Origin of the sequence: Acinetobacter sp. YH12249, assembly GCF_013417475.1 — a bacterium.
GTDB lineage: Bacteria > Pseudomonadota > Gammaproteobacteria > Pseudomonadales > Moraxellaceae > Acinetobacter.
Genome location: NZ_VPDX01000014.1, coordinates 16,914 through 43,905 on the forward strand (window position 1 = coordinate 16,914; position 26,992 = coordinate 43,905).

Consider the following 26,992-nt stretch of genomic DNA (forward strand, 5'->3'; position numbering starts at 1 on the left):
ACTAAAAACAATTTTCTCATCAGTGCACTATTTCCTGTTTGTCTTAAATTCTAGGAGTCATGATGGGCACAAAGTTTGAAGACTTAGAAAAAAACTCCGCCAAAAAACTGACTGGTATTGGGGTCGTTGTTTTTTTGCATATCCTGGTTGGCCTAGTACTCATGGCTGGTATGGCAAAAGACATTATTAAACCGACAGAACAGCCGGTTGAACTAATGATTATTCAAGATATTAAGCCGCCTGAACCTGAGCCACCAAAAGAAACTCCACCTGAACCACCAAAAATCGTGGAAAAAGTGGCACAAGTGCCTGAGGTGAAACCGGTTGAAAAAGTAGTTCCTGTACAGAAAACACTTCCAACGCCAACCCAACCGACAACTGTTGCAGTACCTACTCCCGTTGCAGCGAGTCCTTCACCAAGTCCGGTAGCAGCACCGGCTCCAGTAGTCGCAGCCGCTCCAGCCCCAGCTCCTCCACCCGCTGGCGTAACTCGTGGTGTTTCACAAGGTGAAGCAGGATGTAAACGCCCAGACTATCCACGTGATGCACTGATGAATGAAGAGCAAGGTGAAGTCCTGATCTCTGTATATGTAAATACCTCCGGCAAAGTCCAGGATGCGAAGGTGAAAAAGTCGAGCGGTAGTCGTGCGCTGGATCGTGCAGCATCCAAGGCCTTCAGTTTATGTACTTTCAAGCCGGCAATGAAAAATGGCGAACCGCAAGAATCTTGGTATGACATTCCCTATGAATTTGTCCTTGACTAACAGATACAACAGATAAAGAAAAAAATCAGGAGATCCATGATGAAAAAATCACTAAAACCTTTAAAAAACATGACTGCTGCCGGTGTAATTGCCATGAGCACTTTATTACCTCTGCAAACAATTTTTGCAGAACAGTCCGCTACACCAAATACCAGTGCTGTCACTGAAACAGCGGTAACAACACCTGCAACAGCGGCCACACCAACCCCGCCCCCACTGCCTGATGAAGCTAGTGATGAAAAAGCTGGATACAATCCTTATGGCCTAGAAGCCATGTGGAAAGAAGGTGATATTGTTTCGAAAATCACTTTGTTTATTCTGGTTGTCATGTCGATCGGCACCTGGTACATCATGATCAGCAAATGCCTACAACAAGGCAAGATTCGCAAACAGGCTAAGCAAGCTGAAAATACTTTCTGGGAATCTTCTTCTCTGGATAATGCCACCGAGAACCTGGATGAAGCCAGCGTCTACCGTTTTATTGCGGAAAAAGGGATTAAGTCAACCAAAAATCATGGCGGTACATTACTTGAGCGTATTGACTTCAATACCTGGGTCACCATTTCAATTTCACGTGCAATCGACAAAATCCAGAACCATCTGAGTGGCGGTCTGGCCTTCCTTGCGACAGTCGGTTCTACCGCACCTTTCGTTGGACTTTTCGGTACGGTTTGGGGGATTTACCATGCACTGACTGCCATTGGTGTTTCAGGGCAAGCATCCATTGATAAAGTTGCCGGCCCGGTTGGTGAAGCACTAATCATGACTGCAATCGGTCTTGCGGTCGCGGTTCCTGCAGTACTTGGCTACAACTGGTTGACTCGCCGTAATAAAGCAGTGATGGAAGAAGTGCGTACTTTTGGTTCTGATTTACACGCAGTATTACTCAGCGGTGAAATTACAACCAATAATCCTGTTAATCGTGACGTGAAGTAAGAGTGAGACATCAGCCATGGGAATGATGGTCAATTCAAACGACAGTGATGATGAGGTAATTGGAACCATTAATACCACACCTTTGGTTGATATTATGCTGGTTCTGCTCATTATCTTCCTGATTACTGTACCGGTTGCCATTCATACCGTACCAGTCGATCTGCCAGAAGAAAGAAATGTACCGTATGAAACCAAGCCAGAAAATGTTCAGTTGGCTGTCAATAAAACTGGCGATATTTTCTGGAACGAAATTTATATCGCAGATAAAACAGTTTTACTGAGTCGTTTACAGGCAGAAGCCCAGAAACGTCCGCAGCCTGAAGTGCATATTCGCGGTGATCAAAGAACAGCTTTTGAAGCGATTGATCAGGTCATCAGTACTACCCAGCAAGCAGGTATTGGCAAGATTGCATTTGTCACGACCCCGCCCGCTTCACCTTAAGATTGAGGGAGAATCCAGTTATGGGAATGAATGTTGGCTCAAATCAGGATGATGATGTAATGCTGGACGTCAACATGACACCATTGATTGATGTCATGCTGGTCTTGCTGATTATGTTTATTATCACTATTCCATTGCCGAATAATTCGATTAATATCAACCTGCCGAATGGTACACCACCACCGACTGAGGAAAAACCGCCAGAGATTGTGAATTTGCGTCTCGATGCTCAAGGCCAGATCTTCTGGAATGATCAGCCGGTGGCCAATGCTCAAGCGCTGGAAGCCTTATTCAAGACCGTGGCGCAAAAAGCCGATCAGGATCAGATTAAAATCAAGGCTGATCGTGCAACTGAATACAAGCATATCGCGATGGTGATGGCTGCGGCTCAGCGTCTGGAAGTGAAAAAAATCGGAATTGTCAGTAACAACAATTCTTAAGTCTATAGAATCAAAAAACCCAGCATCTGCTGGGTTTTTTATTATTCAATATCTTACATTTGTGACTGGATATAGTTTTGTAGACCAATCAGCTCGATCAAACGTAACTGTTTTTCTAACCAGTAAGTATGATCTTCTTCCGTATCCGACATTTGCTGGCGCAGCATGTCACGGGTCACATAATCGCCCTTCTCTTCACAAAGTTTGACCCCTTGAGCCAGCTTTTCACGGACATGATACTCAAGCTTCAGGTCAGCTTTCAGGCAGGTCACCACATCTTCACCAACTTCGATGTCATCACGCTGCATATTCGGCGTACCTTCCAGGAACAGGACACGACGGATCAGGGCATCTGCATGCTGTGCTTCTTCCTGCATTTCATGATCGATGCGTTCAAAGATTTTAGTCAGACCCCAATCTTCATACATACGAGAGTGAATCAGGTATTGGTCACGAGCAGCCAGTTCGCCACCGATCAGCATATTTAAATAATCTACGACTTCTGGATTACCGCGCATTTGAATTACTCCCTGCTTTTATCATCTTATTATGGAGAAAAGATGTTTGTTTTGCAAAAGCAAAATTATGGTAAATATCTGATTTTTATATAATTAAAATGAGAAGCACTTGCATTTACGCTCTCTGTTCGGACAAATCCCATTTATAAAACAACATCTTGCATTTTTCATTCCGTTTTTATTCAATCCAGCAAGCTGGAATATTCAAACGTTAATTTTTGTAAATATTAATAAGCACTTATCTTGTTGCTTATTTTTATCTTGGACTCACCTGTTTGGCCTGGTTCATGCATAATTGTGCCTACGATGAAAGAAGTTAAAACAACAACGGTTTAAATATGACATTACAACATAGCACAGCACCTGTTCTGGTCACCGGCGCATCTGGCTATATCGCCAGTTGGGTGATCCAGAAACTTTTAAAACAAGGTTATACCGTACATGCCACTGTACGCGATCTGAATAAAACTCAGAGTTATACACACCTTGAACAAATTGCAGACAGCAGCCCGGGGACCTTAAAGCTGTTTGAAGCCAACCTGCTCAAGCCCGGTTCTTTTGATGCGGCCATGGAAGGTTGTGAAATTGTCTTTCATATGGCCTCGCCTTTTGTGGTCACCAATTATAAAGATGCTCTCAAAGACATTATTGAACCGGCAATTCTGGGTACGCAAAATGTGCTGAATAGCGTCAATAAAACTGAATCTGTCAAACGTGTGATTGTCACCTCAAGTATTGCCTCAACGTATGGCGATGCGATTGATATTTTGCAAACCGAGCACACCAGTTTTGATGAATCTCACTGGAATACCACCAGTTCAGAAACCCATCAGCCTTATCCATATTCCAAAGTCATGGCAGAACGCAAAGCTTGGGAAATGGCGGAAGCGCAGGATCGCTGGGACCTGATCTGTATCAATCCGGCACTGGTCTTTGGGGAGTCCTTAACGCCTAATACTCAATCAGGCAGTGTGGAAGTTCTGCAACAGTTTGCCAATGGCATGACCTTGCTGGGTGTTCCACCGATGTGGAATGGTGTGGTGGATGTTCAAGATGTTGCGGAAGCCCATATCCGTGCCGCCTTTAATCCGGAAGCGCATGGCCGTTATATTATCTGTAGTGAGACTTTGAGCCTGCTAGAAATGGGTAAAATCCTGCGTGAAGCATTTGGTCCAAAATTCCCGTTTCCGCGCAACCAGTTGCCAAAAACGGCCTTCAAGATTTTTGGTCCTCTGGCAGGCTTTAGCCGTAAATTTGTTGAACTCAATATGGGTTATCCAATTTTCTTTAATGCCCAAAAAAGTAAGGATGAACTCGGTCTGGAATATCGTCCAGTGAAAGAAAGCTTGGTCGAACATTTCCAGCAATTGCTGGATGATGGTGTGGTGAAGAAATATATTCCTTAATTGTACGAGCTCAAACCTGATCTGACAGTGACCGATTTTTTATGGTGTCTGTCAGATTAAATTTGAGCTACTACACCGACTTATGCGCCCACAAGCTCACTATTCCTGCATAAAAACAAGCTAAGCAGAAGTCCAACGCGCATTTTTCCACGCTTGCTGTTGCTTTGTATCTAGAAAAGTCCAAGCCACATAACGACTCTCTTTTTGCCCCTGCGTCATTTTAATAGTTTTTACATCCACTGCACCGCACTTACGCAAGGTATTTAACAGCATAGGCAATGTGGTTTTCTTAGAAACCAGTGTACTAAACCAAAGACATTGCTCAGCAAACTGTGTGCTCTCTTGTACCATCTGGCAAACAAAGCGTTCTTCTCCACCGTCACACCACAGCTCGTTCTTTTGTCCGCCAAAGTTTAACACCACCTTAGAGCGATCAACCGGTTTGCCAAGTTTGCGTAATTTTTGCGTTGCTGTGGCATTTGCCTCATCTTGCGAAGCATGAAATGGTGGGTTACACAGGGTCAAATCAAAACGATCTGAAGGTTTAATCACACCTTTGAAGATATTGCTCGGTGTCTTCTGCAATCGAATCTGAATCCCCTTCCTGAGATTCGGATTTGCCTCCACGATAAATTGAGCGCTTTTAACCGATGCCGAATGAATGTCTGAGCCGACAAATTTCCAACCATAACTACGATGCCCAATGATCGGATAAATACAGTTCGCCCCTACCCCAATATCTAATACGTGAACGGCGTGTCCTGTTGGAATCTGACCGTTATTATTGAGACTTAACAGGTCAGCCAAATAGTGAATATAGTCGGCTCTACCCGGAATCGGTGGGCAAAGATAATCTTGAGGAATATCCCAATATTGAATGCCGTAAAAATGCTTGAGCAATGCTTTATTGAGCATTTTCACAGCCAGTGGATCAGAAAAATTGACTGAAAGATCGTTATATTGATTCGGGCTGACAAAAGGCGCAAGTTCCGGACAAGTCTTGATCAGCTGAGGAAAATCATAACGACTGCGATGCAGATTTCGTGCATGTAATTGCGATTTTTGTTGCGGAAAAGATTTCTTTGCTTGCGCCATGTGTATGCCAATCATCAAAGGGAGAACAGAATCAATCAGGCAGGATCTATACCTGCAAATGAATCTATTGTACGTGAATTCAACTTACATTACCGAACCCGTCCTTGTATTTGTCTATCCTCCCCTCTCATTCACCTATAGTTTTGAACTAGCAATAAAAAAGACACCTTAAGATTCATCATCCTGGGTGTCTTTTTTATTTGAGTCATTGTTTAGAGCTAATTATTCTTCGATTTGCCCATGCTCCTTCATCAAAGCAATAAATTGCGCTTCATTGATCACGGGCACACCGAGTTTTTCTGCTTTATCGAGCTTAGAACCGGCTTTTTCACCCACCACCACGCATTTGGTCTTGCTAGAGACACTGCCACTGACCCGTGCACCTAAGGCCTGCAGTAATTGCGTCGCTTCATCACGTCCCATAGAGCTTAAAGTTCCAGTCACTACCCAGCTTTCGCCATTCAGTGGTTGGCGCGTTGGTGCAATTGGCGCATCCCAATGAATACCGGCAGCCAACAAGCGATCCAATACTTCCAGATTATGCGGTGCCTGGAAGAAATCAACAATCCACTCTGCTGTAATATCACCAACATCCGGTGTTTTCTTTAAAGCGTCTACATCAGCACTACGTAAAGCGTCGAGAGTCTGGAAAGTATTGGCCAGCATACGTGCTGTCGTTTCACCTACGCCACGAATCCCGAGCGCATAAATAAAAGCTGCCAATGTAGTTTTCTTGCTGTTCTCAATCGAATCAATGAGATTTTGAACGGACTTTTCACCCATTTTTTCGATTTGCAGTAATTGCTCACGATGCTCATGCAAGTGATAAATATCCGACACATCTTTCAAAAGATTGAGATGTAACAGTGACTCCACCCAGCGATCGCCCAAACCTTCGATATCCATGGCCTTACGTGAAACAAAGTGACGGATGGTCTCAATGCGCTGCGCTGCACAATACAGTTCACCTGAACAACGTGCCAAGGCCTCACCTTCCGGCATAACGACTGGAGAACCGCACACCGGACAATTCTCAGGTAAATGCACTTCTACCGCATTGGCAGGACGGAATTCTGGCCAGACTTTTTCTACCTTAGGAATCACGTCACCACTACGATAGACACTGACGGTATCCCCAATTCTTACATCCAGACGGTGAATTTCACCAATATTATGCAGCGTTACATTGGAAACGGTTACACCACCCACTGCAACCGGATTCAACCGTGCTACAGGCGTTAGAGTCCCGGTACGACCCACTTGCCAGTCAATATTTTCAACAGTGGTCAATGCAGCCACTGCTGGGAATTTATAAGCCGTTGCCCAACGTGGTTCACGGCTCAAGAAACCCAGTTTTTGTTGCTGTTTAAGGTCATTGACCTTAATGACCATACCATCGATTTCGACACTAAGCTTTGAACGTTCTTCAATGATCTGCTCGTAAACTTTTTGCACTTCCTGGATGCTACTGCAGATAAAATGGCGCTCACCAACAGCAAAGCCAAACTGCTGTAGCCATTCCAGACTGCCTGACATTGTGGTTTGACCATGATGAGGAACACACTGGGCAATTCCATAAGCATAAAAAGCCAAAGGTCGAGAAGCTGCAATATTCGGATCAAGCTGGCGTAAACTGCCGGCCGCGGCGTTACGTGGATTGGCAAAGGTTTTTTCACCTTTCGCTGCATTGGCCGCATTCAGGCGTTCAAAGCCGGATTTCGGCATTAGCACTTCGCCACGCACTTCCAGTAATTCTGGAATCACGCCATTCACTGGAGACAGGAATTTCGGCAGGTTACGGATGGTTTTGACATTCTGGGTAATATCTTCGCCAGTTTCCCCATCACCACGGGTAACACCACGAACCAGTACGCCATGTTCATACCAGAGGGAAATTGCCAGACCGTCAAATTTCAGCTCAACATCGTATTCAATCTTTTGATTGGGTAAGCGTTCTTCAATACGGCGCGCAAAAGCAAAAAGGTCATCCTGATTAAACACGTTGCCCAAAGACAGCATTGGCACCGCATGCGTTACGGTCAGAAATTTGGAAAGTGCCTGACCACCTACTTTGACTGTCGGTGTGTCTGGCTGCTGTAAATGTGGATATTGTTCTTCTAAAGCTTTGAGCTGATGAAAGAGCTGATCATATTCACTGTCTTCAATCGTAGGTTGATCCATCACATAATAAGCATGATTATGCTTGGCAATCAGTTGAATCAATTGACGCATTTGCGCAATGACAGTGGCATCTTGGGTCATAATTTCACCATAAAAAAGGGCGGAAAATCCGCCCTATACAATATTCAGCTTTTCGCTATTATAAAAATCGGATTCTGCAGATTCAATATTGGAATATTAAACTTCTGCAGTCTGTCCAGCACGATAATCAATCGCCTGATGACGCCAGAATTCACGTAATTGTGGGGTCATTTCCTGCTGGTTCTGATCATAAACCAGACCATCCACTTCACGCGCAATCAGACGTGAAATGCTGTCCATAGTATCGAAGGCATTCTGTACATCGCTATGCGGTAAAGCCAGGAAGAACGCCAGACCTTTCACTTCTTCAGTCGACAGAGTTTCTAAGTCAAAACCTTCCATACCGGTATCTGCCATACGTAATACTGAAAATAGCAGTTTCGAGCCATCTTCACTATAACGATGGAAACATGCCAGCTCACCATAACGCAGACCATATTTCAGTAAAACTTTTAAAGTTTTCTCGCCTGAAAGAGCTCGGCCTTGGGGATAAACATGCAATGAAATAATCGTTTCAGCATTAGCCAGCGAACATTCTTCATCCACAATTTTTTGCTCATGTAGATGTGCATCCAGAATACTGCTTTCATCATTGAAGTCAGAAATTTCAGCTTTCTCAATATTGCTATTCAGGCTAAATTCGGCGGCTTTAGGCTCTTTTGCTGTTTCTGCTACTTCTACTGTTTCAGGCTTGCTTTCTTGTTCAGCTGACGTAGTGTTTTCTTCTGTTTTGGCTGCTTCCTCTGCAACCACCTGTGTATCGAGCGGACTTGCTGCTTTGGTTTCGGGCTGGACGGTTTCAGTCAAAGTTGGCTCTACTTTGGCTGCTTCTTTTTGTTCTGCCACAGGTGCAATGTTGTCTACTGCTTCTTCATTCAGGCTCGGTTCAACACGTGTAGCTGCCGGACTTTCTGTTTTAGACAGTTGAGATCGTACATGCCTTGGAATAACCGGAGTCTGGCTGTCAGGATCAATATGAAGATCCGCATCCAGTGACGGTACAGCCTCCGCAGGTTTTTTCAAGATCAGTCTTATGCCGAATAGCATAATCACAATTGCAATAACAATCCCGATAATTGTGGTGATTTCCATGTTATACCTCCGCAGCTAAGCCGTATTCTTTTGCCTGTTCCAAATTTACTGTCACTAATTTTGAGGTTCCCGGTTCAGGCATGGTTACACCTAAAAGATCAGTCGCCATCATCATTGCAAGTTTGTTATGGGTAATATAAATAAATTGCACTTGTTCAGAAAGCTCTTTGACTAAATTACAAAAACGTCCCACATTGGCATCGTCCAGCGGTGCATCGACTTCGTCCAATACACAGAATGGTGCCGGATTTAAGCGGAAAATTGCAAAGACCAGTGCTAATGCGGTTAAAGCTTTTTCACCACCAGAAAGTAATGCCAGTGAACTGTTGCGCTTGCCCGGTGGGCGAGCCATCAGTTTTACACCCGATTGCCATCCATCTTCAAGACTTAAACTCGCCTCACCACCCTCAAATACTTTCGGGAACAGGTTTTGCAGCTCGGCATTGACCTGATCGAAAGTATTCATAAACAGCTTGCGGGTTTCCTGATCAATACTTTTCATTGCTGCCTGCAGCTGTTCAACGGTATTTTCCAGATCCTGAATCTGATGGTTGAGTTCATCATAGCGTTTCGAAACTTCTTCATACTCTTCAGAAGCTGCCAGATTCACTGCACCCAGTTTATCGAATTGAGCCTGTGCTTTTTCCAGTTTGGCCTGATGTACTTTTACATCAATATTCAGCCCTGAAACTACTTCACTATTCAGTTCTTTCAGTTGTTCTGAATAATGCTGTAAATCAGATTTGGCAGCTTGCCAAGCCAGACGTTTGGCTTCGAGTTCAGTACGCAATTGTTCATCTTGCTGCTGGAAAGTATGGCGCTGCTCAGTCAGGTGCTGCTGCTTGCTTTGGATCTGATTCAGCTCGATCTGCCAGTCTGCCCAGGTCTTTTGCAGTTTTTCCGTAATCAGAGCCTGTTCATTAAACTGGCTCTGTAAAGCTGGCAATTCCAGCTGTACCGGATCAACAAACTTTTTAGCCTGTTCTATTTGCGCAATAATCTGCTGATATTGTTCTTTTAAAAACAGCTGGTCTTTTTCCAGCAGTTCAGCCTGCTGCTGGCTTTGTACTGTTTGACGGCGCAGTACTTCTAATTCCTGCTGCGCCTGCTGAGTGACTAGCTGTGAGTCTTCAAGTTGAGCATTGAGTTCTTCCAACTGAAATTGCAAGGTCTTGTAATTGGGCAGTGCCTGTTCCAGTTTCAGATTCAGTGCATGCAGATCAATTTCCAGATCATCTTTCTGCATCGCATCTTCTTCCAGCTGCTCATCCAGTTGCTGTAACTGGTTCTGCAATTGCTGTTTCTGTACTGCAAAGGCCTGTGTCGCACTCTGGACTTTAGCAATATTCAGATCAAGCTGTTGTAACTGCTTTTGTGCCTGCTTCTGCTGCTCATTGATGCTCTGAATCTGGCTCTGTAAAGCTTTCACTTGAGCATTTAACTCAGGAAGCTGTTGCTCTAGATCTGCGAATTTCGGTTCAAGCTGAGCCAGTTGCTGCTCAATTTCATCCAGACGGATACGATGACTCAGTGCCCCTTGTCCCGCCTGACTGGCTTCATCATAATCCAGTGCAATCATCCAGTCGGGGCCGACATGATAGCCATCCAGACTTAAGATCGACTGGCCTGTTCTCAGCTGAGTTTGTAAACCAAGTGCCTGTTTAAAGTTCTCAGCTACGGCCACCTGTTGCCAGAGCGAATATTGAGGCGCTTCAATCCAGTCTGCTAAACAAGGGAGCCCATCAAGCTGAATATTATCCTGTGTCGTCTGAGCTTTGAGCTGGCGTGCACTATTTTCCAAAAAATGCTCAGTTTCTTCTAATACTTGCGCAGAAAGCCATTTCGCCAGGAACTTTTCAATCAGGCTGGCATGAGCTTTGGCCTGTGGATTCAGCTTCAACACCTGCATCAACTGCACCGCATCCGCTTTGGCGTTTGGATTGGCTTTGGTCAGTAACTGGCTCAGGTTTTTCCGTTCTGAATGCAGTACCTGAATTTCTGATTTCATCTGTATGAGCAATTGCTGCTGACCTGCCTGTTCTGCCTGTAGCTGCTCAAGCTCAGTTTTCAGTGTTTTGAGCTGAGTCTCAAAGCCAGTGATTTGCTGTTCAGTTTCAGCTCTATCAGCCTGATACTGTTCCAGCTCATCTTGCTGCGCCTGCTGCTGAATTTGTGCTGCCTGCTGTTGCAAGGTTTCTTTTTGCTGTTCAATCCGGACAATATTTTTAGCCAGCTGTTCACTTTGCGCCAGCATTTGCTGTTTACGTTGTTGCTGTTGCTCAACCTGGGTTTTAATTTGAGCAAACTGGGCAGCAATTTTGCCTTGCTGGGATTTCAGATCAGTCAGACCCTGGTTTTGTTCCTGACTTTGACCTTCCTGCTGCTGCAATTGTGCAGTCTGATCTTCGAGTTGTTGATGCAGGGTGTCCAGTTGCAATTCAATCAGCTGTAAACGTTCTTTGGTTTGTGCTTTTTGTTCTTCCAGCTTCACCAGACTGCTTGAGTTCTGCTGCAATAAGGACTGCTTTTGCTGCAGGGTCATTTCCAGTTCGCTGAGCTTTTTCTCAGCCTGTTGCCATTCAGTTTGTAGCGGTGTGGACTGTTGAATCAAGCGCTGGAACAGTTCACTGGTCGCTCCCAGATCATGCTCAACAGTAGTCAATTCAGAACGTACCAGCTTAAAATTCTCGCCCAGCGTATTCATCTGCACAGTATATTCTTCTTGCAGACGCTGGCTCTGCTCACACTGGAACGACAGGATTTCAATCTTGATGGTACGGATCTGGCCTTCCAGTTCCTTATATTGAATGGCAGTTTCTGACTGACGTTTCAAGGTTTTAAGCTGAGACTTGAGTTCAGAGGCAATATCTTCCAGACGCGACAGGTTCTGCGTCGTGTGATCCAGATGCAGCATGGTCTCGCGGCGACGTGCCTGATAACGGGAAACCCCGGCAGCTTCTTCAATAAAAACCCGCATTTCTTCCGGCTTGGCATCTACCAGACGGTTAATCATGCCCTGTTCAATAATTGCATAAGAACGCGGCCCCAGACCGGTTCCCAAGAAAATATCGGTAATATCACGACGTCGGCATTTAGTGCCATTCAGGAAATATTCAGACTTGCCATCACGGTTGACCTGACGACGCACTGCCAGCTCATTATAGGCATTATACGCACCGCCCAGCTTGCCATAAGTATTATCAAAACGCAGTTCTACACTGGCGATGCCCACCGGTTTGCGCTTGGCTGTTCCGGTAAAAATCACATCCTGCATGCTGCCACCACGTAGTTGGCGCGCACTGGACTCACCCATCACCCAGCGTATGGCATCAATCACATTTGATTTACCACAACCATTGGGTCCCACCACTGCAGTCCGGTTATCCTTGAAGTGTAAGGTAGTACTGTCAGCAAAAGATTTGAAGCCTGAAAGTTTTAAACTGCTTAAACGCATAGTGTCCTGATTTAACGTCGTGAGCGTCTGGCCCACGCGAGTTCAATTTGTTTCATCCGTATCAGAGATTCCAACACAAGGTTGCGCAAGTGTCGACAAAAATCTTCCATAAATAACGTCGCCTGATGGGATTTACGAATTAAAATCGCTTCCGTCACCAGTTTAAATAATTCAAAAGATTCCTGTAGCTCACGTCTTGAAATATTCAGGGTCAGAAAATAGCTACGGCGTAAAGATGGCAGCAGTTCCTGATAGTAGCGCATCAGGTAAAGATTACCGACCATCTCCTGTTGCTGGGCCATTCCCTGAAAGATCAAATCATAAAACTTTTCGATATGGCCTTGGCGGGTTTCGGCTTCCAATTGTTCTAATAATAGCTGAATGCGCTCTGCCTCATGACTGCGCCAGGTCTCTGCCATGCGATGTACCATCTGCCCCAGCAATAAAGAGGTCAGGTCAAACAGGGCACGAACCTGCATGGCCGACATTTCCGAAACAATGGCGCCACGACGCGGGAAGATTTCAATCAGCTGGGTACGTTCAAGCAAGAGCAAGGCTTCACGGACTGATCCCCGACTGACGTCAAGTTCCGATGCAATTCTGAGTTCCTGGATGCGTTCGCCTTCAACCAGTTCACCCCGGATAATCTGTTCACTGATATGCTTGGCAATCTGTTCAGACAAACTGTGTGCTTCTTGTTGTTGCATACTGTTCCTGTCTTATTTTTATTGATGCAAGTGCAGTCATTCTGGATGACTTTTCAGTTATTAAACGGCTTTTTTGCAGAAAATACTTTGACATTGTCAGACAATCTTGTGTCTATACAGCCAACCCAGTCAAAGAAAAAGGAGAATAGTGACCTATTCTCCTCAAAAAATTTAGCTGATAAAAAATGAGTAGTTCAGGCAGTAAAGCCTTGATAGATAAAATACAGACCAACTGTAGTCAATAAGGCCGCAAAACATTTTTTTAATAGAACTGGTGATAATAAATGCGCCACTTTTGCACCAAATTTTGCAGTGATAAAACTCATCACACTAATACCAATAAACGCATAAATATGAATATAACCAATCGTATTTGGTACTTCGACTTCAGCTTTCTGACCAAACCAGATGAAACCTAAGGCACCAGCCACTGCGATCGGCAAACCGCAGGCAGCAGAAGTGGCTACTGCTTTCTGGATGACGACACCACAACGATTCAGGAAAGGCACAGTCAAACTGCCGCCACCAATCCCGAATATGGCCGATGCCACGCCAATGCCACCACCCGCTGCCAACTGTAATGCGGCTGAAGGCAATTTCTGATTCGGATCAACCTGATAATGCGCGCCTCTAAACATTCTGAATGCAATCCAGACTGCAAAGAAGCCAATCAGCAATTGCAGGCCTTGGCCCGATAAATAATCTGCAATTCCAGCTCCCAAGAATGAGCCAATGACCAGGCCGGGTGCCAGATTACGCACTACATCCCATAACACTGCCCCTCTCTGATGATGTGCCATCACCGAACTGATTGAGGTCACAATAATTGTGGCCAGAGAAGTTCCGACTGCCATATGCATAATCACGCTTGGATCGTACTGGAGCTGGGTAAAAACAATGTACAGAATTGGCACGATAATCAGACCACCACCAACGCCAAACAGGCCTGCGGCAAATCCTGCAATTGCACCAATCAATAAATATATGATTAACTCCATAACGACATTTACCACGTTTAGATTCAAATGGATGTAGAAACTCGCGAACTGCAGCAACGTTTAAGTCAAGCAGGCCAACTCCCTGAAGTGTTGCTGATCAAGCCGATCACCACATCGACCAATGACGATGTCCGGGAACTGGCAACCAAAGGGGTACAACAGGTACTAGTGTGTAGCCGCGTGCAAACCCAGGGACGTGGACAGCGTCAACGTCAGTGGATTTCTCCTGAGGGGAACATCTATTTAAGCACATTGCTGCATACACAAAAAGCAATCGATGGTCGTCTGGCGCTGGAAATTGCATTAAATATCCTGCAAATGCCAAGTCTAAAAAGCCTGGACTTGCAGGTAAAATGGCCCAATGACCTGTACAGCCTGCAGGGGAAATGGGGCGGCATTCTGATTGAACCGATTTCGACCCAACAGGTCGTAGTCGGTGTCGGGATCAATGTCAGTCCACTCACGGAAATCGTTCCAGACCAGCAGGTGACTTCTCTGACTGAATTGGGACTACCACATGCTTCACGTGTAGATCTGATTGCCGAGTTGTATCTGGCTATTCAGCAAGCGGGGGAATGGTTTAATTATGGCAGTCAGAATCTGCCGGCACGGTTTAACCAATATGCTGCATTTTTCCAGCAAACAGTTGAATTTACCGATATTCAAGGCCAATATTCCGGAACTTTCCTCGGCATTCAGGACGATGGTGCGGTCATTATCGAAACGGATGCAGGTACGCAGACATTTTATCAGGGGCAACTCCGTCTTAAAAACGGTGGCTGAACAGGCATCATTCAATGAAAAAACTATGGTTGGATATCGGCAATACACGACTCAAGTACTGGATTACGGAGCAGAACCAGATCATTGAGCATGCCGCGGAAATGCATTTGCAATCCCCTGCTGACTTACTTCTTGGTCTGATTCAGCATTTTAAGAGTTTGGGCTTGCATCAGGTCGGGATTTCTTCCGTGCTGGACAAAGCAAATAATACCCGAATTCAATCGATTCTGACCTGCCTGAACATTCCTGTAGTTTTTGCCAAGGTACAGGCACGCTATGCCGGTTTGATCTGTGGCTATGATGATCCTTCCCAGCTTGGGATTGACCGCTGGTTGCAGGTGCTGGCCGTTGCCAAGTCGACCGAGCAAAATTACTGTGTCATCAGCTGCGGGACTGCCCTGACCATTGATCTAGCCCAAGGTCAGAAACATCTCGGCGGTTATATCCTGCCGAATCTGTATTTACAACGCGATTCCCTGATCCAGAATACCAAAGGCATTAAAATCCCGGATGCAGCTTTCGAGGAACTCAGTCCTGGGCGCAATACCATTGACGCCGTGCATCATGGCATTTTATTCGGTCTGCTCAGCACCATTGAAAAAGTACTGCAAGATTTTCCGGCGCAGCTGATCCTGACTGGTGGAGATGCTGCGCTGTTTGCCCAGCATCTCGAACGGTTTCAGCCTATTATTGAACCAGATTTATTGCTTAAAGGCCTGCAGCATTTTGCAGATCATTTGCCAAACACAGTTTGAGCAGCTCGAGCAACTTTGAAAAATCTGCATAGCCATCTAGCTTGTTAAAATGCCCTGCATTTTTGATTTCAAAAATCTGTGCATTCAGGCTATGGCCCAAACGCAACGAAATCGGTGCAGGCACATAAGGATCATTGCTGGAAAGCAGCATTACAAAGCGTTTGGCACCATGTGATAGATTGTTCAGATCTAACTTTACTGCCTGCACCATTTTGTTCAGTTCCGACCAGGCCACCAGTGGTGTATCAAAAGCTGCGACTAACATGAGTCCGCCAATTTTCAATTGCGTACGGCTATAGTGATCTTCGAGAAACTTTAGAGCACTTAAGCCACCCAAGCCATGCGCAACAATGAAACTATGCTCATCCAGAGGCGAAATCTGCAGTTTCAGGTTGTGCTGCCATTCTTCCAGATCAGGTTGAAAAGGATTGGCCAGCATGATCCGTTTGGCCTCGAACCCTGCGTCTTTGATCTGCCGACTCAACCACGGATACCAGTGGTCATTTGAGGTCGCCTGATAGTCAGGCACGATATAGACTTTCTTCGTTATATTTTTCATAGCATTGTACTTATTATATTGAGAGCAAAATGCTCCGACAAAAGTTAAGTTTTTAATTATTAGCGGATGAAATTCAATATTCCTTATTTAATTTCATCCTGTCATCATTGAACCGATCTGTTCATCATCCTCCCTATTCAGTGGAAGATTGAATCAGATAAGGCTGAATCACTCGCCAGACTTCCGGCAGTTCAGTACAACCCTGCGAATTAATGAAATGCCCTTGATGTTCGGCACAGACTACGATTGCATCCAGACTTTCCGCTTGCTCCAGACTGAAGTCAGGCTGAACCCGATCATCACCTTCCGAATAAATCACTACACGTTCATCAATCTGACGTTTTAGTAAATCAAAATCTACTTCAGCAGCGTCAATGAACGGATTAACTTCTTCCAGACGTCCCAGTCGGCCATTGAAACCGGCCACTAATACCAGTTGTTTGATTCTCTGATTTTTTAATTCGCGACTTAAATAATGTAATGCAGCCAGACATCCCAGACTATGCGCAATAAAAATACTGTTTTCGTCAATCCCGTCAATCTGTTCACGCATTTGCTGTTCCCAGACCTCCAGTTTTGGCGTAGTTGACGGGTCAAGTCTGAGTACTTTCAAGCTGACATGTTCCTGCTGGGCTTTTTCCTGAATCCATGGAAACCAGTTTTCTTCAGGACTTGCGGTATAGCCATGCACCACAATCACTTGAGTCATTAGATACATCCTTCTATATTATTTTATTTCGAATGTTTTCGAGTCTGCCTGATTTTTCTGGAAATTTGGGTAAGCAAATGTTGTTTTGTTTAAACCAGATATAAAAGAAAATACAGACAATAAAAAAGGCGCTATACGCGCCTTTCTTACTTAAAACATTTATTTTTTGTCGTTCCCGCCGAACAGTGGACCCATGCCACCGCCGCCACCAAACTGTTTTTGCAGACCGCTCAGTGATTTCATCATTTTTGCCATACCCGACGGATTGGCAAATTTCTTCATCATCTTCGCCATTTGCGCATGCTGTTTGATCAGCTTGTTGACTTCTGATACTTCCATACCACAACCTGCTGCAATACGCTTTTTACGGCTTGGATTCATCAGGTCAGGGTTACGACGTTCCTTGATGGTCATCGACTGGATAATCGCTTCCATTTTCTTCACTTGCTTTTCAGGATTCGCCTGCGCAATCGCATCTTGAATACCAGAATTGCTCATGCCTGGAAGTTTGTCCAGGAAGCCCATCATGCCGCCCATCTTGTTCATCTGCTCGAATTGCATCAGCATATCTTCAAAGTTGAAGCTACCGCCTTTCTGCAATTTCTTCGCCATTTTCTCGGCTTTTTCTTTGTCGATTTTGCGTTCAACTTCTTCGACCAAAGAAAGCACGTCACCCATGCCCAGAATACGCTGTGCCACACGTTCCGGATGGAATGGCTCAAGCGCATCCAGTTTTTCGCCCATACCGAGGAACTTGATTGGCTTGCCAGTAATCGCACGAACAGACAGTGCTGCACCACCGCGCGCATCACCATCAGTTTTAGTCAGGATCACACCCGTCAAAGGAAGTGCATCGTTAAATGCTTTGGCTGTATTTGCCGCATCCTGACCGGTCATGGCATCGACCACGAACAGGGTTTCAGTCGGATTAATCGCTGCATGCAGCTCTTTAATCTCTTCCATCATATCGTCATCGATATGCAGACGACCTGCAGTATCGACAATCAGTACATCGGCAAACTGGATTTTTGCCTGTTCAATTGCACGATTAACGATGCTGATCGGTTTTTCAGTAGCACTCGATTCAAGGAAAATCGCGCCAACTTCGCCAGCCACTGTCTGTAACTGCTTGATCGCAGCCGGACGATAAACGTCGGCAGACACCATAGCTACTTTTTTCTTTTGACGCTCTTGCAGGAAGCGCGCAAGTTTGGCTGCAGTCGTGGTTTTACCCGCACCCTGCAAACCGGCAAGCAGTACCACCACCGGTGGTTTTGCTGCAAGGTCAAGGCTTTCATTAGCCTCGCCCATCATTTTGGTCAATTCGTCATAGACGATTTTGACGAAGGCTTGCCCTGGTGATAACTGAGTCATCACTTCCTGGCCTAATGCTTCTTCCTTAACTTTCGCGATAAATTCACGAGTTACAGGTAACGCAACGTCGGCTTCAAGAAGTGCCATACGTACTTCACGTAACGTATCTTTAATATTGTCTTCGGTTAGCTGCCCTGAGCCAGTAACATTTCTTAAACTCTGCGTGAGTCGTTCTGTTAAGGTATCAAACATTGCAAAATCCGCTTAAAATAGCCAGTAGCAAAAAATTGTTTCTTAAAATAGAAAATTTATGCATAGAATGCTATAGGATACTGTAGTTCGCACTGAATTTATATAAATGAATATTCATCACCCTTAAAAAGGTTTGACATGCTTAGCCTACCCTTGGTTTACACGATCTTAGCATTAATCGCTTATACCTCCTCTTTTTGGTATCTGTTCATTCATTTAATGACTAAACGTACTCCAAATCAATGGTTTGTCGGCTTAACAGCTTTAGTTGGACTGGTACTGCATGCTTTGGTTTTATCAGGTGACATGTATACCCCGATGGGGATGAATTATGATGTATTTGCCTTACTTTCCTTTACGTCAGGGCTAATGCTGCTGCTAAGTATCATTTACAGTACCTATCGGCCGATTATTGCTTTAAACCTGATTGGTATCCCCGTCGCTGCAACCGGCCTAATTCTCGGTTTCAGTTTCACCCAGCCAGCGAAAGTCATTGCACAGAATTCTCTAGGCCTGGATATTCATATTATCTTGTCCCTATCCGCTTATGCTGTGTTATTGATGGCGACGATTCAGGCCGTCATTTTGCGGTTTCAGGATCGTGAACTGAAGAAAAAACAGAAACGTCGGGTTTGGGTGAATCTGTTGCCCTCCTATCAGGATATGGAATCTTTATTGTTCGATATGCTGATGACCGGTTTCATTTTACTGACACTGGCATTGGGTTTTGGCTTCTTTACCATCGATAATTTCTTTGCCCAGCATCTGGCCCATAAGACTGCCTTTAGCATTGTGTCCTGGCTGGTTTATGGTGCATTACTGATTGGCCACTGGAAATTTGGCTGGCGTGGTCAGAAAGCAGTTCGTTTTACCCTGCTTGGGTTTGGCCTGCTGGCGCTCGGTTTTATCGGCTCCAAATTTGTGCTGGAAATGCTGTTAAACAAATAAATTGATTTACCTCTACTTTATATTTTTAAAGCCCAGTTAAGACTGGGCTTTTTATTTAATTATCCTTTTCTTGATCTGGATTTATCCTTCCCACTCGTAGCGATAGCGGCCAACTCACTACCCGGGGCAATTCTGGGTCTTCCCATTCTGGCAATAAGGCATCTGCCAGTACATTCAGCGGATTATGTCCGAGTGCCTGGGTGGCTGCTTTTACGGCTGACCAAGTACTCATATAGCCTATCAGTTGGTAAAAGTTCCACTCGACTTGTAATACCGGCGGCTGTACAGAAATTTCCTGAAATGGAAATGGCAGATTTTTGTATCCTTCATCGACATGGCGACGTTCAGGTGCCCAATAGGGTGCGATCGTCACTTCATAAAAATGTCTGAAATAATGATTCAGATGTTCTTCATCAATGCTGAATACCCCATAACTAATAAGAGCCAGAATGGCATTGGATTTTGCAATACGGCGAACTTCCGCATAGAACTTGTCCAGATCCAGCCAATGGGCAGCCTGCGCGACTGAAATCAGATCTACACTCTGGTCAACACATGGGATTTCTTCGGCTAAGGCCTGATGATATTGAATTTTCGGATGAGGTTTGGCCTGTGCGATTTGTTCGCTACTCGCATCAATGGCAATGATCTGATCAAAATAATGCGCCAAAACCTCTGAAAACTGTCCTGAGCCACAGCCGACGTCTAAAGCCAATTTGGTACTCGTTGATAGCTTTGCCAGCATCTTCCCCAAAGTGTCCGGATAATGCGGGCGAAACAAGGCATAATCTTGGGACTGCTGGGAGAAATGGTCTTTAAATTCCCGCCTTTCCATCTGCACTTTCCTGACCTGTTTTCTAACAGCTTAACTCGATCCGGAAAGGCGACAATAGGAATTTGGTTTCATTTCCAATAATTTTTAAAACTAAAAAATTAGCGTATTTTAATTATCTAAATTTTTTAAAAATCAGCGAGTTTAACTATTTTGCTTGATTTGATAATCCGCTTTAAAGTTCTGATAACTACGTCGCTCTGCGGAATTTTCGGTTAAAGCTTTTACTTCCTGCATGGTATTCAAGCAACGTGCAGTGAGCTGGATATATTGCTCGGTGCCATGGCTTTTCCAGGCAATTTCTTTTTCCTCTAAGGGACGAACTACTTTCGCCGGACTGCCAAGTACCAGATTATTTGCTGGTACTTTGAATTTAGCCTTGACTGTACTGTTGGCCCCAACAATGACATTCTCCCCGATTTCGGCCTCATCCAGAATCACACTATTCATACCGATCAGGGCATTTTTTCGTACCACGCAGCCATGCAGAATGGCACCATGACCAACATGACCATATTCTTCAACCAAGGTCACACTGTCCGGAAATCCATGAATGGTACAGGAATCTTGGACATTGGCATTTTTCTGGATATGAATCCGGCCAAAATCGGCCCGCAGCGAAGCGAACGGACCAATATAAACTCCGGCTTCAATGATCACATCACCGATCAGCACAGCCGTAGGATGGATATAAGCTTCAGGGCTGACGACAGGAATCACCCCATCAATCGCATAACATGGCATAGACTCCTCCTTGAGCTATTACATTCATGATTTTTTAAAATATTAAAAAGTCAATTCCGGCTGCTTTAAGCCACCAAAACGTTTATAAAATTGTGGATGTGCAGGTGGCATAAGGCCTTCCGCTGTCCGGGCAGTCTCCAGGAAAAACTCATCTCCTGCTGCAAATACTGCCTGATATAGATTGGTACTTAAGTTACGTGCAATCAGTGACAACCAGTCTGTTGGTAACAGTTCAAATGGCAGATTCGGGTCTTTCAGTAAAATACGGCGATATTGATGGATCAGCAGAATACGAATCTGAAAGGCTTGTACTGGATCCAGTTCCTCTTCATTTTCCACCAGATAGAAAAATTCACGGAAATCACTAATAAATTTTTCATAACGCTGATGCAATTCAGGGATTGGCCAATTGGTTTCAACCATACGTTTAATGGTCGGATAAGATTCCTGCCAAAGCTGTAAAGTTTCAGCACGGAATACTACCACCTGATCAGTCATCTTGTTATTCAGTAAAAGGTTTTGCAGTTTCTGCTGATCACAACCCGGATAGGCCATGACATTGGTCGCGATATTGGCAAAGCCTAACCATTCCAGTTCTTTTTTTAGTATCTGTTTATTTTCCAATTCAACTGAACTGAGCAGAACCAGATCCCATTTCTGATCCCATTCATTATGCTGGAAGCTGTAAATCTTTTGGTCTGCGGTAATAAAACGCTGACGGCTGCTTTCGGTAATCCGGTAATAACTGGTGCGGCCAATCTTTTCTGAACTCAGCCAGCCATTTTGTACCAGACGGAATACAGCGGTACGCACAGAACGCTCATTGAAGCCAAATACATCCATCAGCTGAATCAGGCTGGCAAGACTAATGACTCCCCCACGGTGATAAATGCTGTCACCAAAAATCGTCATTACCAATGAGGTTCCACTGAGGGTCTCATTCTGAATGAAATCATCAATTACTTGTTTTAATTTCGGATTCATTATGTTCAATTTACCTTGTCAAAGCCGGATGACAGACCTGAGCCTGTCATCCAGATGTATTTAAGCGGACTTTCGGATATCAAACACCCGCTGAGCCTTACCTTCAGAACGTGGCAAGCTACCTTCCGGTAAAACTTCCACACTGACACTAATCCCGACCATGGTCTTGATTTGTACTTTCAGCTGATTTGCCAATTGGTGTGTCATATTTATAGCATTATCTTTACGCATTTCGGTACGAATATGCAATGTATCCAGGTGACCCTGTTTACAAATCTGAATCTGATAATTTGGAATAAGCTGCGGAATATGCAGGATTTGCTCTTCAATTTGTGATGGGAACACATTCACACCACGAATAATCATCATGTCATCACTGCGACCGACAATCTTATCCATACGACGCATGGTACGTGCTGTACCTGGCAATAAGCGTGTCAGATCACGGGTACGGTAACGAATCACCGGCATACCTTCTTTGGTGATGGTGGTAAATACCAGCTCACCCAGTTCACCATCAGATAATACTTCACCGGTTTCCGGATGGATAATTTCAGGATAGAAGTGATCTTCCCAGATGGTAGGTCCATCTTTGGATTCCAGACATTCCATCGCCACACCCGGTCCCATGACTTCGGACAGGCCGTAAATATCTAGCGCATCAATACCCAGACGTTCTTCAATTTCACGGCGCATTTCATTGGTCCATGGCTCTGCGCCAAAGATCCCGGTCTTGATGGAACAATCCTTGGCAGTCCCGAATTTTTTCTCCAGACATTCAATAATGTTCAGACAGTAAGATGGTGTGACCATTAAAGCTGTTGGCTTGAAATCATGAATCAATTGTGCCTGTTTGTCGGTCTGGCCACCTGACATTGGAATTACGGTGGCACCCAGACGTTCTACCCCATAATGTGCACCCAACCCGCCAGTAAATAGCCCGTATCCATAAGATACCTGAATCGTATCTTTACTGCTGAGTCCGGCTGCACGTAACGAGCGTGCCACAACATTGGACCAGGTGTTGATGTCATTCTGGGTATAACCGACTACAGTAGGCTGACCTGTGGTTCCTGAAGAAGCATGTACACGGACAATCTGCTCCTGAGGCACAGCAAACATGCCAAATGGATAGTTTTCGCGCAGATCCTGCTTGGTGGTAAAGGGGAATTTTGCCAGGTCTTCCAGTGATTTCAGATCATCCGGATGCACACCGGCTTCATCAAACTTTTTCTTGTAAACCGTACTGTTCTGATAGGCATGCTGCAGCATTTTTTTCATACGTTCCAATTGCAGGCTACGTAATTCATCTACTGAAGCGGTTTCAATCTGTTCCATTGCATTGTTATTCATATTCTTGCTCCTGCTGCAGTCATCCTGACTGCTGATGATTTCTCTTTTGATTCAGTCCTTAAGCCACATTTTCCAGAATCAGTGCGACTCCCTGTCCAACACCGACACACATGGTACAAAGGGCATATTTTCCTTGCTTGCGCTGTAATTCTTTCATGGCAGTAATCACGAGTCGTGTACCGCTCATTCCGAGTGGATGGCCAAGGGCAATAGCACCCCCGTTTGGATTGACTCGTGGATCATCATCCTGAAGGCCTAGCTCACGTAGCACTGCAAGTGCCTGTGCGGCAAAGGCTTCATTCAGTTCGATCACATCCATCTGTTCCAGACTTAAGTTTGTCTGTTTTAATACTTTCTGTATCGCTGGTACTGGTCCAATCCCCATATAGCGTGGCTCTACACCTGCACTGGCAATTCCTACCACCCGTACTAGCGGTTTCAGTCCATATTGTTCTGCGAAATATTTATTGCCCAGTAGCACACAGGCTGCACCGTCATTCACACCAGACGCATTACCCGCAGTTACCGAACCACCTTCCTTTCGAAATGGCGCTTTTAGAGAAGATAACTTTTCTAAAGTAGTATCGGCACGTGGATGTTCATCTTCAGCAATCACCCGAGTAGAACCCTTAGCGCCCTTGATTTCCACTGGCAGGATTTCTGCCTGAAAAATACCATTCTGCTGTGCCTGTGCAGTTTTTTGCTGGCTACGATAAGCAAACAGATCCTGATCTTCACGATTAATCTGATATTTTTCAGCCACATTTTCTGTTGTTTCCGGCATGCTATCTACGCCGAAACCTACCTTAAATTTTGGATTGATAAATCGCCAGCCAATGGTGGTGTCATAAATTTCAGGAGTACGGCTAAATGCTGTGATGGGCTTGGATTGTACAAATGGTGCACGGCTCATGGATTCTACCCCACCGGCGACTACAAATTGCGCTTCACCCGATTTAATTGCACGTGCTGCCAGACCGACAGCATCCAGACCGGAAGCACAGAGACGATTTACAGTAATCGCGGGTACACTTTCCGGCAGGCCCGCTAAAAGTGCTGCCATACGCGCGACATTACGATTATCTTCACCGGCCTGATTGGCACAGCCTAAAATCACTTCATCAACTTCTGCCCATGGCAGGTTGGGATGCTGCTGTTTTAAATACTGGATCGGCAAAGCAGCAAGGTCATCAGTACGAATACTGCTCAAACCACCTGCGTAACGACCAATTGGGGTACGAATACCGTCAAAAATATAAACATGTTCCATCGTTCTTGTTCCTTAGCTCGCCATACCTCAGTCTGTTGGCGATACTTGTTGCGCCTGTCCTAGCGCTGTCTGCTTAGTTCAATATATACTAGGTTGTATCACTCTTCACCAAAAATACGATACATATTTTTTAAGATTTGTAAATTTGTGTCATATTAAATTCTATTTACTCACCCGAATCATTTATCTGAATAAATAAAATAAAAACAAATTACATATCAATAGCTTGATTAGAAAAATATTACGTAAACCCATGTTTTCAGTTTTCATTTACTATCAGAGTAATACAACATATAACATAGGACCTAGCTAACCATCAGATCAAATAGGTATCACATTCATACCTATCGGGAATAATTCAACTCGACCAAGTGGCTAAGCGATAACTGAAAGGAAAAAATCCAACAACTTTGAGCCGAGTCAAATCCATCTCCGGCAGATTTAGCAGCCCTTATATTGTGGTGTGCGTTTTTGCATAAAGGCCTGAACGCCCTCACGATAATCATTAGAACGGCCCGCCAGACGTTGCAGATCCCGCTCCAGAATCAGTTGCTCATCCAGATTATTGTCTGCAGCGGCATGAATCGCTTTCTTGATCAGGGATAGACCATAAGTCGGCTGAGTCGCCAGATGTTCAGCCATTTTTTCAGCTTCTGCTTTTAACTGATCATCTTCAACTACCTGCCAGATCATGCCGAGTTGCAGTGCACGTTCAGCCGAGATTTTGTCACCCAGCATCGCCAGACCCATCGCTTGGGCACGGCCAACCAGGCGTGGTAGGAACCAGGTACCCCCTGAATCTGGCACCAGACCGAGACGGCAGAAGGCCTGAATAAATGAAGCAGATTTCGCTGCTACCACGATGTCACAAGCCAGAGCAATATTGGCACCTGCACCCGCTGCTACACCATTTACGGCACAGATCACCGGTTTTGGCATTTCAGTAATCAGTTTAATCAGCGGGTTGTAGTATTTTTCAATGGATAAACCTAAATCTGGAGCATCAGCATTTGGATCTACTACACGGTCGTTCAGGTCCTGACCAGCGCAGAAACCACGACCTTCTGCAGAAATCACCACTGCGCGAATTGCTGAATCTTGCACCCAGCGTTTTACGACAGAAGATACTTCCTGATGCATGGTTTCATTAAAACTGTTGAGCTGTTTAGGACGATTAAAAGTCAGGTAGCCCACTGCATTTTTTTCTTCAACAATAATTGTTTGGTAATCCATTACACACCTTTTAAGTTTCTATTTCGTTCATGCATTTATCTGCATGGTGCTTAATTTAAAATCTTTACTCGTCGAAACTGAGACGAACATTTCGAGTGGTTGGACGCGCCTGACAGCTCAGCACATAACCTTTCTGGATTTCTTCTTCTTCCAGGCTATAGTTGATTGCCATTTCCACTTCACCTTGCAGCACCTTACATTTACAGGTTGCGCATACCCCGCCCTTGCAGGCATATGGCAGATCTGCACCAGCACGTAAAGCCGCATCCAGAATGCTGTCATCCTGTTTGGACACTTCAATGATCAGCTCACGACCATCCAGAATGATGTTGACCTTTTCCTCGGTACGGCTTTCGATCTGCTGCGCAGAGGCTTTTGGTGCAGTACCGGTATTAAAGCGTTCGGTGTGAATTTTGCTGCGTTCGATCCCAAGGGTTGGCAATACGGTTTCTACCGCATTCATCATTTCTTCAGGACCACAAGCAAAGCAGTGATCAGTTTCTGCTGGAATCAGGCCCGCCTGGAACAACTGCTGCAATTTTTCTTCATCAATACGACCATTGAAAATCTCGCTGTCATTTAGCTCACGCGAGAAAATATTGATCAGTTGCAAACGCTCTTTAAAGCGGTCTTTCAGATCCATGATCTGTTCAGAGAACATGGTCTGTTTCCAGGAACGGTTACCATAAACCAGTGTAAAAGTGGCATCTTGTTGACGGCTCAACACTGCTTTGACAATAGACAAAATTGGTGTAATGCCACTACCTGCAGCAAAACCCAGATAATGTTTACCACCAGTCTTGGCCGCTTTCTGGAAAAACACACCTTGTGGTGGCATCACTTCCAGTACATCGCCCACTTTCAGGTTTTCATTCGCCCAAGTTGAAAACTGGCCTTGATCAATTTTCTTGATCGCAATACTCATGTCTTCATCACTATCGCTACAGATCGAATAGCAACGGCGCAATTCTTCCTGTTCTGTAAGATGACGGATGGTCAGGTGTTGGCCCGGCTGATATTGAAAACTATCGGCATGTTCTGGACTCAGTTCAAAAGCAATGCAAATTGCCTGTTCAGTCTGAGGCTGAATAGATTTAATGGTTAACGGAATAAACTGGCTCATTTCAAAATCCTTCTTAAGC

General features: G+C 44.9%; 25 protein-coding genes. 8 read left to right on the forward strand and 17 right to left on the reverse strand.

What is annotated here, in order from left to right:
- Positions 1 to 62 precede the first annotated feature (62 nt).
- Genes FTV25_RS09250 through FTV25_RS09265 form a run of 4 tightly spaced genes read left to right on the forward strand, consistent with a single transcriptional unit; the run spans position 63 to position 2,582 of the window.
- Complete coding sequence (locus FTV25_RS09250) at positions 63 to 764, forward strand: energy transducer TonB (RefSeq protein ID WP_086044090.1); 702 nt, start codon at positions 63 to 65, stop codon at positions 762 to 764.
- Positions 765 to 800: 36 nt separating this feature from the next.
- A complete protein-coding gene (locus FTV25_RS09255; RefSeq protein WP_171065881.1) occupies positions 801 to 1,700 on the forward strand; it encodes a MotA/TolQ/ExbB proton channel family protein in 900 nt (299 codons plus the stop codon).
- 16 nt (positions 1,701 to 1,716) lie between these two features.
- A complete protein-coding gene (locus FTV25_RS09260) occupies positions 1,717 to 2,142 on the forward strand; it encodes a biopolymer transporter ExbD (protein ID WP_180003043.1) in 426 nt (141 codons plus the stop codon).
- Positions 2,143 to 2,162: 20 nt separating this feature from the next.
- The gene (locus tag FTV25_RS09265) at positions 2,163 to 2,582 is read left to right on the forward strand and encodes a biopolymer transporter ExbD (RefSeq protein ID WP_004783336.1); all 420 of its coding nucleotides are present in this window, start codon (positions 2,163 to 2,165) and stop codon (positions 2,580 to 2,582) included.
- A gap of 53 nt (positions 2,583 to 2,635) precedes the next feature.
- Here the strand turns inward: FTV25_RS09265 and bfr are convergent, their stop codons facing one another.
- Positions 2,636 to 3,100: a bacterioferritin gene (gene bfr, locus FTV25_RS09270; RefSeq protein WP_004783337.1), complete on the reverse strand. Its 465-nt coding sequence runs from the start codon at positions 3,098 to 3,100 to the stop codon at positions 2,636 to 2,638.
- Positions 3,101 to 3,438: 338 nt separating this feature from the next.
- Here bfr and FTV25_RS09275 point away from each other — a divergent pair, with 338 nt between their 5' ends.
- Positions 3,439 to 4,506, forward strand: coding sequence for an aldehyde reductase (locus FTV25_RS09275; RefSeq protein ID WP_034170652.1), 1,068 nt, complete (start codon positions 3,439 to 3,441; stop codon positions 4,504 to 4,506).
- A 120-nt stretch (positions 4,507 to 4,626) separates the two neighbouring features.
- Here the strand turns inward: FTV25_RS09275 and rlmF are convergent, their stop codons facing one another.
- From rlmF to FTV25_RS09305, 6 genes are all read right to left on the reverse strand, one after another.
- On the reverse strand, positions 4,627 to 5,601 hold the full coding sequence (gene rlmF / locus FTV25_RS09280) for a 23S rRNA (adenine(1618)-N(6))-methyltransferase RlmF (RefSeq protein ID WP_180003044.1): 975 nt from the start codon (positions 5,599 to 5,601) through the stop codon (positions 4,627 to 4,629).
- Positions 5,602 to 5,823: 222 nt separating this feature from the next.
- Positions 5,824 to 7,863 (reverse strand): NAD-dependent DNA ligase LigA, encoded by a 2,040-nt coding sequence (ligA, locus tag FTV25_RS09285; RefSeq protein ID WP_180003046.1) that lies wholly within the window; start codon positions 7,861 to 7,863, stop codon positions 5,824 to 5,826.
- 96 nt (positions 7,864 to 7,959) lie between these two features.
- Positions 7,960 to 8,955, reverse strand: coding sequence for a cell division protein ZipA C-terminal FtsZ-binding domain-containing protein (locus FTV25_RS09290; RefSeq protein WP_166136706.1), 996 nt, complete (start codon positions 8,953 to 8,955; stop codon positions 7,960 to 7,962).
- Between the two features lies 1 nt (position 8,956).
- Positions 8,957 to 12,409 carry a chromosome segregation protein SMC gene (gene smc / locus FTV25_RS09295; protein WP_180003103.1) on the reverse strand — a complete coding sequence of 1,151 codons (3,453 nt, stop codon included), beginning with the start codon at positions 12,407 to 12,409 and terminating at the stop codon, positions 8,957 to 8,959.
- An 11-nt stretch (positions 12,410 to 12,420) separates the two neighbouring features.
- The gene (locus tag FTV25_RS09300; protein ID WP_004783346.1) at positions 12,421 to 13,116 is read right to left on the reverse strand and encodes a GntR family transcriptional regulator; all 696 of its coding nucleotides are present in this window, start codon (positions 13,114 to 13,116) and stop codon (positions 12,421 to 12,423) included.
- Positions 13,117 to 13,310: 194 nt separating this feature from the next.
- Entirely contained in the window at positions 13,311 to 14,114 is an 804-nt protein-coding gene (locus FTV25_RS09305; protein WP_004783347.1) for a sulfite exporter TauE/SafE family protein, read from the reverse strand.
- 27 nt (positions 14,115 to 14,141) lie between these two features.
- On the opposite strand from FTV25_RS09305, the gene FTV25_RS09310 reads away from it, so the two are divergent.
- Together FTV25_RS09310 and FTV25_RS09315 are read left to right on the forward strand one after the other, a co-directional pair.
- Positions 14,142 to 14,897 carry a biotin--[acetyl-CoA-carboxylase] ligase gene (locus FTV25_RS09310; RefSeq protein WP_180003048.1) on the forward strand — a complete coding sequence of 252 codons (756 nt, stop codon included), beginning with the start codon at positions 14,142 to 14,144 and terminating at the stop codon, positions 14,895 to 14,897.
- Positions 14,898 to 14,911: 14 nt separating this feature from the next.
- Positions 14,912 to 15,652 (forward strand): type III pantothenate kinase, encoded by a 741-nt coding sequence (locus FTV25_RS09315; protein WP_179992864.1) that lies wholly within the window; start codon positions 14,912 to 14,914, stop codon positions 15,650 to 15,652.
- Here the strand turns inward: FTV25_RS09315 and FTV25_RS09320 are convergent.
- The 3 genes from FTV25_RS09320 to ffh all read right to left on the reverse strand — a co-directional run bounded on the left by FTV25_RS09320 (position 15,606) and on the right by ffh (position 18,486).
- Complete coding sequence (locus tag FTV25_RS09320; RefSeq protein WP_180003050.1) at positions 15,606 to 16,211, reverse strand: alpha/beta hydrolase; 606 nt, start codon at positions 16,209 to 16,211, stop codon at positions 15,606 to 15,608. The two genes, FTV25_RS09315 and FTV25_RS09320, sit on opposite strands and share 47 nt — an antisense overlap.
- 133 nt (positions 16,212 to 16,344) lie before the next feature.
- Positions 16,345 to 16,920 carry an alpha/beta hydrolase gene (locus tag FTV25_RS09325; protein ID WP_159123528.1) on the reverse strand — a complete coding sequence of 192 codons (576 nt, stop codon included), beginning with the start codon at positions 16,918 to 16,920 and terminating at the stop codon, positions 16,345 to 16,347.
- Positions 16,921 to 17,079: 159 nt separating this feature from the next.
- The gene (ffh, locus tag FTV25_RS09330; protein ID WP_004783356.1) at positions 17,080 to 18,486 is read right to left on the reverse strand and encodes a signal recognition particle protein; all 1,407 of its coding nucleotides are present in this window, start codon (positions 18,484 to 18,486) and stop codon (positions 17,080 to 17,082) included.
- A 138-nt stretch (positions 18,487 to 18,624) separates the two neighbouring features.
- Between ffh and FTV25_RS09335 the strand changes: the two genes are divergently transcribed.
- The gene (locus FTV25_RS09335) at positions 18,625 to 19,434 is read left to right on the forward strand and encodes an inner membrane protein YpjD (RefSeq protein ID WP_004783358.1); all 810 of its coding nucleotides are present in this window, start codon (positions 18,625 to 18,627) and stop codon (positions 19,432 to 19,434) included.
- Positions 19,435 to 19,489: 55 nt separating this feature from the next.
- Here FTV25_RS09335 and FTV25_RS09340 read toward each other — a convergent pair whose 3' ends face one another.
- The 7 genes from FTV25_RS09340 to paaE form a co-directional block, all read right to left on the reverse strand.
- Positions 19,490 to 20,269 carry a class I SAM-dependent methyltransferase gene (locus FTV25_RS09340; RefSeq protein WP_180003052.1) on the reverse strand — a complete coding sequence of 260 codons (780 nt, stop codon included), beginning with the start codon at positions 20,267 to 20,269 and terminating at the stop codon, positions 19,490 to 19,492.
- A gap of 141 nt (positions 20,270 to 20,410) precedes the next feature.
- Complete coding sequence (locus tag FTV25_RS09345) at positions 20,411 to 21,010, reverse strand: gamma carbonic anhydrase family protein (RefSeq protein WP_179993128.1); 600 nt, start codon at positions 21,008 to 21,010, stop codon at positions 20,411 to 20,413.
- A gap of 42 nt (positions 21,011 to 21,052) precedes the next feature.
- Positions 21,053 to 21,994, reverse strand: coding sequence for a phenylacetic acid degradation operon negative regulatory protein PaaX (gene paaX / locus FTV25_RS09350; protein ID WP_034701554.1), 942 nt, complete (start codon positions 21,992 to 21,994; stop codon positions 21,053 to 21,055).
- A 60-nt stretch (positions 21,995 to 22,054) separates the two neighbouring features.
- Positions 22,055 to 23,347 (reverse strand): phenylacetate--CoA ligase PaaK, encoded by a 1,293-nt coding sequence (paaK, locus tag FTV25_RS09355; protein ID WP_180003054.1) that lies wholly within the window; start codon positions 23,345 to 23,347, stop codon positions 22,055 to 22,057.
- Between the two features lie 58 nt (positions 23,348 to 23,405).
- Positions 23,406 to 24,617 (reverse strand): 3-oxoadipyl-CoA thiolase, encoded by a 1,212-nt coding sequence (gene pcaF, locus FTV25_RS09360; protein ID WP_180003056.1) that lies wholly within the window; start codon positions 24,615 to 24,617, stop codon positions 23,406 to 23,408.
- Positions 24,618 to 25,058: 441 nt separating this feature from the next.
- Positions 25,059 to 25,850: a 2-(1,2-epoxy-1,2-dihydrophenyl)acetyl-CoA isomerase PaaG gene (gene paaG, locus FTV25_RS09365; protein WP_180003058.1), complete on the reverse strand. Its 792-nt coding sequence runs from the start codon at positions 25,848 to 25,850 to the stop codon at positions 25,059 to 25,061.
- Between the two features lie 64 nt (positions 25,851 to 25,914).
- Entirely contained in the window at positions 25,915 to 26,973 is a 1,059-nt protein-coding gene (paaE, locus tag FTV25_RS09370) for a 1,2-phenylacetyl-CoA epoxidase subunit PaaE (protein ID WP_180003060.1), read from the reverse strand.
- Between the last annotated feature and the right edge of the window lie 19 nt (positions 26,974 to 26,992).